The following is a 13283-nucleotide window of genomic DNA, read 5'->3' on the forward strand; positions in this document are numbered from 1 at the left end:
TCGATCAGCCCCGGGTCAGCTTCTTGTAGGTGGCGCGGTGCGGACGGGTGGCGTCCGCACCGAGCCGCTCGATCTTGTTCTTCTCGTACGACTCGAAGTTGCCCTCGAACCAGAACCACTTGGACTCACCCTCGTAGGCGAGGATGTGCGTGGCCACTCGGTCCAGGAACCACCGGTCGTGGGAGACGACCACGGCCGCACCGGGGAACTCCAGCAGCGCGTTCTCCAGGCTGCTGAGGGTCTCGACGTCGAGGTCGTTCGTCGGCTCGTCGAGGAGCAGCAGGTTGCCGCCCTGCTTGAGGGTGAGCGCGAGGTTCAGGCGGTTGCGCTCACCGCCGGAGAGGATGCCGGCCGGCTTCTGCTGGTCGGGGCCCTTGAAGCCGAAGGCCGAGACATAGGCCCGGCTCGGCATCTCGACCTGACCGACGTTGATGTAGTCGAGCTCGTCGGAGACCACGGCCCACAGGGACTTCTTCGGGTCGATGTTCTCGCGGCTCTGGTCGACGTACGAGATCTTGACGGTCTCGCCGACCTTGATGCTGCCGGAGTCGGGCGTCTCCAGACCCTGGATCATCTTGAAGAGGGTGGTCTTGCCGGCGCCGTTCGGCCCGATGACACCGACGATGCCGTTACGCGGCAGCGTAAAGCTGAGATCGTCGATGAGGACCTTGTCCCCGAAGGCCTTGCTGAGGTTGTTGACCTCGACGACGATGCTGCCCAGCCGCGGGCCCGGCGGGATCTGGATCTCCTCGAAGTCCAGCTTCCGCATCTTGTCCGCCTCGGCAGCCATCTCCTCGTACCGCGCGAGACGGGCCTTGGACTTGGCCTGACGCCCCTTGGCGTTGGAGCGGACCCACTCCAGCTCTTCCTTGAGCCGCTTGGCGCGCTTGGCGTCCTTCTGGCCCTCGACCTTGAGACGGGTCTGCTTGGTCTCCAGGTACGTGGAGTAGTTGCCCTCGTACGGGTAGGCACGGCCGCGGTCGAGCTCGAGAATCCACTCGGCGACGTTGTCGAGGAAGTACCGGTCGTGGGTGATGGCCACGACGGTGCCCGCGTACTTGGCGAGGTGCTGCTCCAGCCAGTTCACGGACTCGGCGTCGAGGTGGTTGGTGGGCTCGTCGAGGAGCAGCAGGTCGGGCGCCTCCAGCAGCAGCTTGCACAGCGCGACGCGGCGCTTCTCTCCACCGGAGAGGTTGACCACGGGCCAGTCGCCGGGCGGGCACCCGAGGGCGTCCATGGCCTGCTCGAGCTGGGCGTCGAGGTCCCAGGCGTTGGAGTGGTCGAGGTCCTCCTGAAGCTTGCCCATCTCGTCGAGCAGCGCGTCGGAGTAGTCGGTGGCCATCAGCTCGGCGATCTCGTTGAACCGGTCGAGCTTGCCCTTGACCTCGGCGACACCCTCCTGGACGTTCTCCAGGACCGTCTTGTCGTCGTTCAGCTTCGGCTCCTGCATCAGGATGCCGACGCTGTATCCCGGCGACAGGTACGCGTCACCGTTCGACGGCTGCTCGAGGCCCGCCATGATCTTCAGAACGGTCGACTTACCGGCACCGTTCGGGCCGACGACGCCGATCTTCGCTCCGGGGAGGAAGTTCAGGGTGACGTCGTCGAGGATCACCTTGTCGCCGTGCGCCTTGCGCGCCTTGCGCATGGTGTAAATGAACTCAGCCAAGAGAAACCGTCCGGCAGCTTGAAATCAGGCAGTGGGCAGATACACCCCATCTTGCCGTACCGCCACCCCTGGGCGGAAACGCGTTTGACCGGGGGGCTCTGACCTGGGGCTTGCCTGCTGGAGGACTCCCGGACCGTGGACGGGTCGTCGGCCGTCAGGGTGCTGTCCGAGTGATGCGCCACAGGCGGCGGGGCAGGTCACCCTCTGCCCATCGTCCGTCACTGTCCGCTTCCCAACGCTTGCAGGAACGGTGTGATTTTGCGGCGTGTCGTACGAATATGTCTAGGTTTTCACATTAGCCTTTCGTAACTGTACGGAGTCGATCTCTTACGGATCGCACCCACCTCACTCCATCGGAGATGACATGCACAAGCTTCACAAGGCTGCCGTCGTGGTCGTCGCCCTTGGCAGCGTCGGCCTGCTGAGCACCGGCACCGCCACTGCCCAGGGCCTCGACGGGCACGGCGGCAAGGGCGGGGACAAGGTCAGCGTTCTGCAGAGCTCCAACTGCAAGTCGCACGACCTGAACGTCGACGTCCTCGGCCAGGTCGGCATCCTCAACGGCGCGCTGGGCAACGCGCTCAACGGCGAGGGCAACACGGGCGCGCAGGACACCCACATCGGCTCGACGATGGGCTGCGACAACAAGGCGTTCTGAGTCAGGCCTTGGTACGGGGCTTCCGGCCACGTCCCACGCGGTGACGAACTCGGCGTGCGGCGTGGACGGGTGCCGACCGGTGCACCAGGCGAGACCTAACCGGTGGAGTACGGGCCGCGACCGACGGCCCAAGGGTTGTTCCGCCGAAGTAAGCGCTCCGGCACCCGGATATCCGGAAAAGCGGCCAGGGGCCCGATCCATGAAGGTGGATCAGGCCCCTGGTCGTGTGTGTGCGTGGGGGGGCGGTCAGTCCTGCGCCTGCGCTTCCCTCTTGCGTACCACCAGCAGCGCCGCGCCGCCGATCACGACCAGGCCGATGGCGATGCCCGCGATCAGGGGGGTCATGGTGGAGCCGCCGGTCGCAGCGAGGTTGGTGTCGTCGGACCCCGCGCCGACCGTGGCCGGGCTCGGCTCGCCGAGGGTCTGGGTGATGGTGCCCGCCGCTTCGGCCTCGCCCGCCTGCGTCATGCAGTCCAGTACGCCGGTGAACCGCTTCTCGAAGCCGCCCGGCCCCTCGATGGTGAAGTCGTAGGCCTGGTCCTCCTGGAGCGGGACCGTCACCGTGCGCGACTCGCCCGCCGCAATGCTGTACTCGATCCCGAGCAGTTGGAAGGTGAACGGCGCGTCGCCCTCGTTGGCCGCGGTGATGTCGACACCGCCCTTGTCGCAGTTCTCCACCGCCGACAGTGCGGGTATCGCACCGGTCTCCGCCCAGCTCGCGCTCGCCGTGGCCGAGACGGTCGACTCGCTGGAGCCGGCCAGGATCTGGGTCTGGCTGCGGCTCTCGGCGGCGAAGGCACGCCCCACCGGCACGGTCGTCGAGGCCTGCACGGTCAGCTCCGCCTGACCGTCCGCGGCGTCCTCGGGCACGTCGAAGAAGACCTGAGCGCCGTCCGCGGCGGTGGTGACGGCCTTGCCGGCCTTGTCCACGATCCGCACTCCGCTGGTGGCGGCGTCGGCGGGCGGGGTCAGCGTCACGCCGTCCGCGTTGGTGTGCACGGTCACCGGGCCGAGCCGCTCACCGGCGTGGCCGGAGACCGCGGGCGGGTCCAGCCTCAGCGAGGCCTCGGGCTCGGCCGCGCCCCGCGCGTTCTTCTCCAGGTAGTCCGCGAGCTTCTCGGCCTGCGGGTCGAGGGCGTCGACCTTCACCCCGTCCGAGTAGCGCCAGATGGCCACCTGGGTTCCGGCCGCCGCGTCCTGCTCGGTGAGGCCGCCCTGGAAGCCCGCCCTTGAGGCGAGGGCCGCGAGGTCGTTCACCTGCGGGTAGGAGTTCTGGAGGATCCAGCGGATCTTGCCCGCGTTCTCGTTGGCGCCCAGCGAGGTGCCGCTCCACGGCGTCTCGTGGTACTTGGCGTCGCGCTGGGTGGGGTTGTGGATGTCGACGCAGTAGGTCTGGAGCATGCCGCCGCCGTCGACGGACATCTCGAACAGGCCGGCCGAGATCTCCTGGTCGCCGGAGTCGGCGTGGACGACCGCGGCGCCGTACGTCTTCAGGCCGCCTATGGTGGCGGTCGCCCCGCCCGGGCTCGGCGCTGTCGCGTCGGCAGCGGGCGCGGCAGCGGCGGTGCCGGCCAGCACCGTGGCGGCGACGAGCCCGGACGCCAGGGTCGCGGCGGCGAGACGTGCCGCCCCTCGCCCGCGCGCCGACAGCGCTGAGAACGCAGCAAACACAGAATTCCCCTTCGAGCAGGACCCGTTGACGTGGGGGACGGTCCCACCAGCAGACTCTTAAGCCCCGAGAGCTATGCCCGGCATCCTAGGTACGCCGCGCACCACGCTTCCCGGTGATCCCGTCGCAGGGCCGATCCGACTCGGAATCGTTATCGCCAAGATCCTCTGCGAGCAGGGCTTATCGACAAATCCACCGGGGTGGTTCGGTGCGCATTCGCCGATAAGCCGCAGTTCGGTCAGGCCGGGCGGGTGACTGACGTCACGTCACCATGACCGGCTCCTGCGCCTGTTGGGAGTCGGCCGGTGCCGGCGTCTCCCACTCGGGCTCGGGCTCGGGCTGCGCGGCTGCCGCGGTGGCCGTCGTCTCCGGCCTCGGTGCGCGCCGGAAGGCGGATGTGCCGCGCGCGAGGTCGTGGCCGATCGCGAGCGCGTCGATGTCCGCCGAGGTCCAGCTCTGCCCCTCCCGTACGTCCGAGCGCACCTTCAGCCGGCCCTGCACCACGACCGGATCGCCCACGTTCAGCGACGCGGCGGCGTTCGTGGCGAGCTGGCGGTTGGCCCACACCGTGAAGAAGTTGGTGTGGCCGTCGGTCCACTCGTTCTTCCCGCGGTCCAGGTAACGCGAGGTCACCGCCAGCCGGAAGCGCGCGGACGGTCCCGTCGCCAGCTCCCGGTACACCGGCTGCGTCGCGACGTTCCCCACCGCGCAGATGGTCGTCTCGTTCATCTCGAACCCCTCCCTGACCCGGCCGCTCCGCCGGGCGGATACGCCTACGGGCCCGTCCCGTACGGCTGCGTCCGACATGACGGCCGCGCACCCCGTACGTCCTGGTGCGCCGCCGTCACCGCGATCGACCGCGTCCGTCGCGATCGCCGCGAAGCCAGACTGCCTCCGCCGGGCCGAGCCCGCAGAGCCCTGTGGATCACCGCCGGCCTGTGGATATCCCCGTCACCCGAACAGGTGACCCGGGCGGCCCGGCGGCGCCGCGGCTCACCTCCCCGTGGCCCCCACCCCCATCACCCGGCCGTACTGCTCCCGGACCTCCCGGTACCGCAGCAGCTCCGCCGCCACCGGATCCAGCACCCGGGCCCGCCCGCACCCGGCCGCCGCCTCCCTGAGCCGTCGTTCCGCGTCCGTGCCGTACCGTCGCGCCGGTCCTCGTGCCGCCATCCGGCAGCTCCACTCGACCAGCGGGCCGCCGACGATGCCGGCCACCATCAGCAGCACCGGCATGCCCAGGTTGGGCTCCATGACGCCGATGATCTGTCCCACCAGCCAGAGCCCGCCGACGATCTGAAGGATCGTCATGGCGGCCTGCACCAGGACGGCCACCGGCCACCAGCCCGGCCGCGGCGGCCGCCCCGGCGGCAGTCCGGCCCGCGCGGCCAGCTCGTCCAGCGCCTCGGGCAGCCCCTGGGACCCGCGTACGGCCGCCTCGCGCACCGCCTGCGCCCACGGCGTCGGCAGCCCGGCCGAGGCCCGCTCGGCGACCGTCCGCACCGCCTGTTCGACGCGCTGGCGCGCGGTGGCCTCCTCGTCCGTCTGGGTCCGCAGGGACAGCCGGCCCGTCGGCGGTTCGCTGCGGTCCTGGTACCAGCGCCACAGCCGCAGCCAAGGCGTCCCACACGCGCGGTTGGCGTTGCGCAGCCAGGCCCGCTCGGCGGCCTCGCCCGCGGCGGTGGCACCGATCGCGTCCGCGAGCCGGGCCGAGAAGTCGTCCCGCGCCTCCTCGCTGAGCCCGGTCCGCCGCCGCGCCGCGTACACGGGCCGCAGCCCCAGCCCGGCGGCGTCCACATCGGCCGAGATGCGGCGCGCCGCGGCCCCGCGTTCGGCGACGAACTCGCCGAGCGCTTCGCGCAGGTCGCCCACGCCGTCCCCGGTCAGCGCGGACAGCGCGAGCACGACGGCGCCCGGTTCGCCGTGCTCCCCCAGCGCGATGCCGTCCTCGTCGAGCAGCCGCCGCAGGTCGTCGAGGACCTGGTCGGTGGCCTCCCCGGGCAGCCGGTCGGTCTGGTTGAGGACGACGAACATGATCTCGGCGTGCCCCGCCATGGGCCGCAGATAGCGCTCGTGCAGGACGGCGTCGGCGTACTTCTCGGGATCGACGACCCAGATGACCGCGTCGACGAGCGCCAGCACCCGGTCGACCTGCTCGCGGTGCGCCACGGCCGCCGAGTCGTGGTCGGGCAGGTCGACCAGGACGAGCCCGCGCAGCTGCCCGTCCGCGGCCGCGTTCTGCGCGGGGCGCCGGCGCAGCCGGGGCGGGATGCCGAGCCGGTCGATGAGTCCGGCCGCGCCGTCGCTCCAGCTGCACGCCAGGGGCGAGGCGGTCGTCGGCCGGCGTACGCCCGTCTCCGAGATGGTCACTCCGGCGAGCGCGTTGAACAGTTGCGACTTGCCGCTGCCCGTGGCGCCCGCGATGGCGACGACCGTGTGCTGCCCGGAGAGCCTGCGCCGCGCCGCCGCCTCGTCGAGCACCCGGCCCGCGTCGGCGAGCGTCTTGCCGTCGAGCCGGGTGCGCGAGAGCCCGACCAGTTCGCGCAGCGCGTCGAGCCGCGACCGCAGCGCGCCGTCGTAGGCGAGTGGCGTGACGGACTGCTGCGGCCCGGAGGTGGCTCGCGGCTCGGCGGGGGCGGGCTGCTCGGCGGGGGCGTTCTCATTCACCCGCCGAGCGATAAGGCCGTCGTCCCAGGGGGTCGCGGACTCGGCGCCGGACGCCGGGGCCGAGCGGGACGAGGCCTCCGCGCGGGGGGTGGACTCTGCGTAGGGGGAGGACTCCGGACGGGGCCTGGACTCTGCGCGGGAGGAGGACTCCGAACGGGGATTGGATCCCGAACGCGACGAGGACTCCGCACGCGAGGCCGATGCCCCACGGGACGAGGATTCCGTACGCCCGGAGGATTCCGTACGCCCGGAGGATTCCGTACGCGAGACAGGCTCCGTACGCGAGACAGGCTCCGTACGCGAGACAGGTTCCGTACGGCGGGACATGCCGCCCTCCTTACGGACTCCCGCGCCGGAGACGTTCCCGCGCGCGGGTGTGTCGGTGTCGGCCTTACGGCCGCCGGGTTCGGGGACGCTTCCGCGCGCGGCTGCGTCCGAGTCGCCCTTGCGGCCACCGGATCCGGCGGGGTTCCCGCGCGCGGGCGTGTCCGAGTCGCCCTGGCGACCGCCCGATCCGGCGGGGTTCCCGCGCGCGGGCGTCCCGGCGTCGGCCTTGCGGGCGCCGGGGTCGGGCACGCTCGGGCGGGCCGGGGCGTCGCCCTCGTCCCTGCGGGCGTCGCCCGGGTCGGGGGTGTCCTCACGCGCGGGCGGGTCGTCGGCCTCCACGCGTGCGTGGACGCCGCTCGGCCGGTCCTCCCGCTTCGCCAGCTTCCTCCACAGCTTGCGCTTGTCCGGCTCGTCGGCGGCCACGGAGCCCTCGCTCTCGACGGGCTGCTCCGCCTCCGTGCGGGGCCCCGTCACGGGGAGGAGGTTCTCGGAGGCGCCCTCCAGTGGGATGTCGTTCACGCGCTCGTCGTCCTTGGTGAAGCCGTCCTCCTGCTGATCGGTGTGTTCCGTGTGGTCCTGGTCAGTGACGGCGGTCACCGGTCACCTCTCCTTCTGCAGTACGGACAGCGCGGCAATGAGTTCGGCCTGGGGATCCGGGTGGACCTCCAGGGAGTCGAGCGGGGCGAGCCGTCGCTCGCGTTCGTTGTGCATGACCCGGTCCAGATGCTCGGTGAGCAGCCGCCCGGCGCGGTCGCGCAGCCGCAGCGCCCCGTGCGCCCCGATCCGCTCGGCGAGCCCCTCCCCCGCGGACCGCGCCCGTCGGCTGCCCAGCAGGGCCGTGGCGACGAGGGCGGTGACGACCTCGGAGTCCGGGGCGACGCTGCGGTCGAGGTAGCTCACCTCGTCCTCGGCGTACTCCTCCAGCTCGCGCCGCCAGCGCCGTACCGCCATGCCGATGCGGTGCTCGACACTCGTCGGCCTCGGGTCACGGTCGGTCAGTTCGGACGCGGTGGCGGCCGGTTCGCGCTGCCAGGCGTCGTCGACGCGCTCGTCGGCGGCGGTGACCGCGCACAGCAGGAGGGTGCTCAGGGACTCCACGAGCGATTCGAGGAGCTCCCCGGCGGAGCAGTCGAGCGGGAAGGCCCGCCAGCGCTTGAGGGCGTCGCCGGCGAGCACGGCGCCGGCCTGGAGGCGGGCACGCACGCGTGCGTACTCGCTGTCGTAGGCGCTGTCCACGGCGGCGGTGAGCCGCAGCGCCGCCGAGTACTGTGCGGCGGCCGCGCTGGCGAGCTCGGGCATCCGGGACTTCAGGGAGTCGAGGAGGCCGTAGACCGTGCGGGCCATGACGTGTTCGCGAGCGGCCTGGTCCTGGGCCTGGTGGACGAGCCAGGTGCGCAGCCCCGCCACGGCCGTGGCCGGCAGCAGCCCGCCGCCCCAGGCCGACTCGGGCAGCTCGGGCACCGTGAAGCGGGGTACCTCACCGAGGCCCGCCTTGGTGAGGAGTGCGCCGTACTGCCGCGAGACCTCGGAGACGACCTGGTGGGGAACCCGGTCCAGGACGGTCACGAGGGTGGCGTCGTACTCCTTTGCGGTGCGCAGCAGATGCCAGGGCACGGCGTCGGCGTACCGGGCCGCCGTGGTCACCATCACCCAGATGTCGGCGGCGCAGATCAGTTCGGCGGCGAGGGCGCGGTTGTCGGCGATCAGGGAGTCGATGTCGGGCGCGTCGAGGAGGGCGAGCCCGGCCGGCAGCGAGTCGGCGGTCTCGACCCGCAGCACGCGCTCGCTGTCCTCGCCGGGCAGCATCAGCTCCTCGGCCGGGTCGTGTTCGGGCACCCACACGCGTGTGAGGTCGGGCAGTACGCGCATCCCGCTGAACCAGTGATGGTCCTCGGGATGACAGACCAGCACCGGCGTTCGCGTCGTCGGGCGCAGCACGCCCGCCTCGGTCACGCGCCTGCCCACCAGGGAGTTGACGAGCGTCGACTTGCCGGCTCCGGTGGATCCGCCCACCACGGCCAGCAAGGGTGCTTCGGGCTCCTTCAGGCGGGGCACCAAATAGTCGTCGAGCTGCGCGAGCAGTTCGTCGCGGTTGGCACGCGCGCGTGGCGCCCCCGCGAGGGGCAGCGGGAAGCGTGCGGCCGCGACACGGTCGCGCAGGGCGGAGAGTGCGTCGAGCAGCTGAGGCCGTACGTCCAAGGTCACCACATGCGAAGAATGCCCAATTTTAGGGGAATTCTGAAGCATATGAGCATGTCTGCGCGCCGATAGGACACAAGGGACGGAAGGGGCGACTGGGACAAGGGCACAGTCGAGGCATAACGAGTGCACAACACCCGGGGCGCGAGAGGCCAAAAGCGGTGCACGATTCGTACCTGCCTGCGATTATCAGGACCGCTTCACCGAACCTCCACATCGAGCCACGGAGGCGAAGCAGCAGGGACACGGATGCGGGAGCCCTATCCTTGTCCCCGGCAACGTCACGGTTCGGCCCACACCCGGGCACCACGAACGAGGCCACCACACCGGCCCCCGTAGCTCAGTGGATAGAGCAGGCGCCTTCTAAGCGCTTGGCCGCAGGTTCGAGTCCTGCCGGGGGCGCCTAGTCTCCGCCCTCCCATTGGGAGGGCGTTTTTGCTGGTCAGGGGCATTTGTCGGGCTCGGCGGAATGACTTCGCGGGTGCCGATGAAAGCCCTGGCGAAGTCGGCGGGGTGTCCGACTGGAGACGATTTTGTCCGGCCGTCAGATCATCCTTGCCGCCATGAGTCTCGTCACCGCCTCCTTCGATGTGTCCGCCCGCGGCGACTACGCCTACGACTGGGCCCTGGTCGATGTGGAGACCTCAGGACTCATTGCCCGGCGAGATCGCGTGCTGTCCGTCGCGGTGATCACGATCGGTCCGGACGGCGAGCAGACCGGGGAGTTCTCGGCGCTGCTCAATCCGGGCTGTGATCCGGGACCGGTGGAGGTGCACGGGCTGACCTGGGAGCGGTTGCAGGGCACGCGCGGCAGCACTACCGCGGGGCGATCATGAAGAGCCTGCACGAGGCCATCGAAGGCAATCGCCTCCTCGGCCTCACCGGGGCGCAGTTGCGCGAGGACCTGGACATGCCCGAGGAAACACACCCACGATGGTCACGCTGACGCACAAGGGGATCCAGCTCATGGAGACCGAGGAGGAGGACAGCGACTGACACGGCACGGGCCACCTCAAGGCTCCGGCCGGTCACATGAGGGCCATGTCCTCCCATATGACTGAAATGACGTCCCGGGCATACCCTGGTGAGTGGGTCGGCGCACTCTCACGTGCAAAGACCCGGAAGGGCGGCCCCGGTGTGTATACGCCGGGGCCGTTGCGTCACCGGCACATGCCACCGGGAGACGGTGTGATCCACTCGGCCGATCTCCGCGAGTGACGCAACTGCGTCGTCGTTGCCCCGAAGGGCCGAGAGATCAGCACGTCGTCCACCTGGACGGCGGACAGCGACTGGCCCGCCACCCATCGAGGTGACGGTGCTCATCGCCGATCTTGTCCTCCTCAGAACGCGGATTGGTTGGCGACGAGCATCCGGCCGGGCACCGCGGACCATGTCGCCCCGTTTACCGTGACACTCGTGATGTGACCCCACGTGCGCGGCAACCCGGCGGGCAGCTGGGGGAGTTCGGCGAGTCGTAGGAACGGGACCACCACGCTACGTCGATGGGCCGGGGCATGCCGCCGCGAGGTCGTTCCTGCCAACTTCCGTACGTGGATGAGTGGTTTGACGTCAGGCGCGGCGGGCGGCGACCCGGTCCACGGTCGGCCAGCGCACGTCGTGCACCCAGCCGAGGCGTTCGAGGAGCCGGATGACGGCGGCGGAGGGGTCGATCTGGCCGCGGTCGACGCCGTGGCGGGCGCTGGTGGGGTCGGCGTGGTGGAGGTTGTGCCAGCTCTCGCCGAACGAGAGCAGGGCGAGGGGCCACAGGTTGGTGGCCCGGTCGTGGCGTCGAGTGCGGAACGGGCGCTCACCGATCAGGTGGCAGAGCGAGTTCACGCTCCAGGTGACGTGGTGGAGCAGCGCGATACGTACAAGTCCCGCCCACAGCAGGGCGGTTACGCCGTACAACCAACTGCCGCCGATCGCCCAGCCCAGCCCGAACGGCAGGGCGAGCGTGAGGACGCACAGCGCCGGGAAGGCGCGGTCGACGGCCCGGATGTCGCGGTCGGGGTCAGGGGCTGCCCCTGTGAGGGGACGCGAGGACAGGGCCGGTTCGGATGCCGGCAACGAAGGGCCCTCTCTTCCTTCACCGTACTCCCGCATGCTCCAGAACGAGGCGGGCCGGACAGCATGGCCCCCGCGTTGACACGGACCGTCGTCGGACGTTGACTGGCAGCACGGTGCAGGGCCATGCCACTCCGGAACGTACGGCGAAGCATTCCGCCTTCCCGCCTCGCCCAGACCCCGCGGGAACCCACCTACCGGACAACAGCGAGGCCGGCCATGGCCGTTTCACGGATCATCAGGAACAAGGCGCAAACGATGAAGGGCAGGATCACTGAAGAGTTCGGCCGGGTCACCCGCAACAGGCGACTGCAACGCCGAGGCAGGACCGACCGGGTTTCCGGAAGCCTGAAGCAGGCCGTCGAGAAGACCAAGGGCGCCTTCAGGCGCAACGAAAGCAGCCCCCGATGATGTACGACCAGAATCGCGCCCGGCAGCCCGCGGATCACACCCGGGGCCGTACCGAGCGCCGTACCCCGGGCCCGGAGCCGCTGCTCCCGTCGGACGAACAGGACAAGATCGTCCAACGCCTCCGGCACGCCCTCAACACCTTCGCCGACAGCCCACTCGATGCGTTGGAAGAGGCCGAGAGCGCCTATGACGAAGCCACCGCCCAGCTCGTGAACGCCCTCGCGGAACGACGGCGTCTCCTTCGCGCCGGCTGGCAGGACCAGGACCGCGAGACACACCTCGAGGAACTCCGGCTCGCGCTGAGGCAGTACCGGGAGATCACCCAGCGACTGCTCCACATCTAGGCAGCCACTACTCCGCGTCGCGGCGGAACGCGGAGTAGTGTTGCCAGTACTGAGGGCACTTCGCATACCGGCTTCCACGCCGGGTCGTTCTCGGTGAGAGATGAAACCCGGGCCGCCGCAGAGGCGGCCCGGAGACGGGTCCGCATCATGTCGGCGACCTTGTATCCAGCCCTGCCGCGCGTCGAGCCCGTCGCAGCCCCGGCCGTGCGTCTCACCCTCAAGCCCGACGGCACCTCCCGTGGACTCCTGGACGGTGCCTGGTGGCCCCGCTCCCGGGATCTGCTGAGCGAACTGCCGGCACTGACCGACGTGTTGGACCCCTTGTGGGGCCGCATCACCCGCATCGCTGTCAACCCGGAGCACTGGCCGGTCGTCCCCCGCAAGGTTCCCGTGGACGGCCACATCGTCAAGGTCGGCTGGTTCACCCCGGAAATCGACCCGCACAAGCTGCTGCTGCTCTCCTACGGCACCGGCCGTTGGGACCTGCTGATCATCCCGCCGGAGACCGGGCCGGAGTCGGCGGCCCGGCTGATGGCTGCCGCGTCCGACTGCGACGGCCCGCCCCTGACCGCGAGCGCGCTCATCGCCGCGGACGAGGCCCTGCACGGCGTCGCCGCGACCGACGAGCCACTGGACCCGGACGAGGCGAGGGAGTACGGGGGCGGCGCCTCCGCGGTGTCCGCGACCGTCCCGCACCAGCCCAGCCAGCCCAGTCAGCCCAGTCGCCTGATCGTCGGTATGTGAGGCGGCCGCCATGAACGCCTTCCTGACGGCCGCCGCCTTCGTCGTCCTCATCGCAGCTGCGGCATACGTGATCCACCGGCTCAACATCGAGCACGCCGACAGAATCGCTGTGCACCAGTACAGCGCCGCCCGGCCCGGCCGCCGCGGACGCGGCACGCCGCAGCCGCCGATAGAACCCGGTCGGTCCGAGTCGCCGGCCTCCGGCGAGCGACGGGACCACCGCGACGGGGGCCGCGGCCGCTTCCCACCGCGCCGCCGACGCAGCCGGACCACTCACCACAGGTGACCAGCCGGTTTCCGTCACCGGGCCATCGCCGGGCAGTTCGGGCCAGCCAGCAGAGGCTCCGACGCGGCGAGCGATGGTGCGCTCACTCTCCCGCGCCCTGCAGCAGCAACGGGGCGGCCGCACCACCGACGACGCGACCCTCTTCCTGATCGAATGGCGAGGGGGCGCCGCCGACCACCTCGGGGTCCTGGAGTGAGTCGACACCCGCACGACGGGCTCCGGCATGCGAGCCGCCGCGTGTTCAC

At 70.7% G+C, this 13283-nt stretch carries 11 protein-coding genes, 1 tRNA gene and 3 pseudogenes; 8 read left to right on the forward strand and 7 right to left on the reverse strand.

The features are described 5' to 3' along the window. Positions 1-4: 4 nt before the first annotated feature. Positions 5-1669, reverse strand: coding sequence for an energy-dependent translational throttle protein EttA (gene ettA / locus OG254_RS17550; RefSeq protein WP_405582809.1), 1665 nt, complete (start codon positions 1667-1669; stop codon positions 5-7). A gap of 364 nt (positions 1670-2033) precedes the next feature. Here ettA and OG254_RS17555 point away from each other — a divergent pair, with 364 nt between their 5' ends. Then, complete coding sequence (locus OG254_RS17555) at positions 2034-2327, forward strand: hypothetical protein (RefSeq protein ID WP_351191741.1); 294 nt, start codon at positions 2034-2036, stop codon at positions 2325-2327. A gap of 246 nt (positions 2328-2573) precedes the next feature. On the opposite strand, the gene OG254_RS17560 is transcribed toward OG254_RS17555, so the two are convergent. The 4 genes from OG254_RS17560 to OG254_RS17575 all read right to left on the reverse strand — a co-directional run bounded on the left by OG254_RS17560 (position 2574) and on the right by OG254_RS17575 (position 9198). Continuing rightward, on the reverse strand, positions 2574-3998 hold the full coding sequence (locus tag OG254_RS17560) for a Cys-Gln thioester bond-forming surface protein (RefSeq protein WP_405582811.1): 1425 nt from the start codon (positions 3996-3998) through the stop codon (positions 2574-2576). A 259-nt stretch (positions 3999-4257) separates the two neighbouring features. Next, positions 4258-4725, reverse strand: coding sequence for a single-stranded DNA-binding protein (locus tag OG254_RS17565; protein WP_405582813.1), 468 nt, complete (start codon positions 4723-4725; stop codon positions 4258-4260). A 264-nt stretch (positions 4726-4989) separates the two neighbouring features. Next, positions 4990-6990 (reverse strand): GTPase, encoded by a 2001-nt coding sequence (locus OG254_RS17570; protein WP_405595050.1) that lies wholly within the window; start codon positions 6988-6990, stop codon positions 4990-4992. A 600-nt stretch (positions 6991-7590) separates the two neighbouring features. Further along, positions 7591-9198 carry a dynamin family protein gene (locus tag OG254_RS17575; protein ID WP_351191749.1) on the reverse strand — a complete coding sequence of 536 codons (1608 nt, stop codon included), beginning with the start codon at positions 9196-9198 and terminating at the stop codon, positions 7591-7593. A gap of 320 nt (positions 9199-9518) precedes the next feature. Between OG254_RS17575 and OG254_RS17580 the strand changes: the two genes are divergently transcribed. After that, a tRNA-Arg gene (locus tag OG254_RS17580) sits at positions 9519-9591 on the forward strand. Between the two features lie 161 nt (positions 9592-9752). After that, a pseudogene (locus OG254_RS17585) lies at positions 9753-9992 on the forward strand (DNA polymerase III); the annotation flags it as partial. Between the two features lie 537 nt (positions 9993-10529). Here the strand turns inward: OG254_RS17585 and OG254_RS17590 are convergent. Together OG254_RS17590 and OG254_RS17595 are read right to left on the reverse strand one after the other, a co-directional pair. Next, entirely contained in the window at positions 10530-10682 is a 153-nt protein-coding gene (locus OG254_RS17590; RefSeq protein ID WP_405582816.1) for a DUF5994 family protein, read from the reverse strand. Positions 10683-10758: 76 nt separating this feature from the next. After that, positions 10759-11208 (reverse strand): annotated as a pseudogene (locus OG254_RS17595) (fatty acid desaturase); the annotation flags it as partial. A 264-nt stretch (positions 11209-11472) separates the two neighbouring features. Between OG254_RS17595 and OG254_RS17600 the strand changes: the two are divergent. From OG254_RS17600 to OG254_RS17620, 5 genes and pseudogenes are all read left to right on the forward strand, one after another. Next, positions 11473-11664, forward strand: coding sequence for a CsbD family protein (locus OG254_RS17600; RefSeq protein WP_405582818.1), 192 nt, complete (start codon positions 11473-11475; stop codon positions 11662-11664). Beyond that, entirely contained in the window at positions 11661-12008 is a 348-nt protein-coding gene (locus tag OG254_RS17605; RefSeq protein WP_405582820.1) for a hypothetical protein, read from the forward strand. Before OG254_RS17600 ends, OG254_RS17605 begins: the two co-directional genes overlap by 4 nt. Before the next feature lie 147 nt (positions 12009-12155). Further along, positions 12156-12752, forward strand: coding sequence for a DUF5994 family protein (locus OG254_RS17610; RefSeq protein ID WP_405582822.1), 597 nt, complete (start codon positions 12156-12158; stop codon positions 12750-12752). A gap of 10 nt (positions 12753-12762) precedes the next feature. After that, a complete protein-coding gene (locus OG254_RS17615) occupies positions 12763-13038 on the forward strand; it encodes a hypothetical protein (protein ID WP_405582824.1) in 276 nt (91 codons plus the stop codon). Between the two features lie 67 nt (positions 13039-13105). Then, a pseudogene (locus OG254_RS17620) lies at positions 13106-13234 on the forward strand (serine/threonine-protein phosphatase); the annotation flags it as partial. Positions 13235-13283: the final 49 nt, after the last annotated feature.

The sequence above is a fragment of the Streptomyces sp. NBC_01092 genome (assembly GCF_045039535.1).
Classification (GTDB): Bacteria; Actinomycetota; Actinomycetes; order Streptomycetales; family Streptomycetaceae; genus Streptomyces.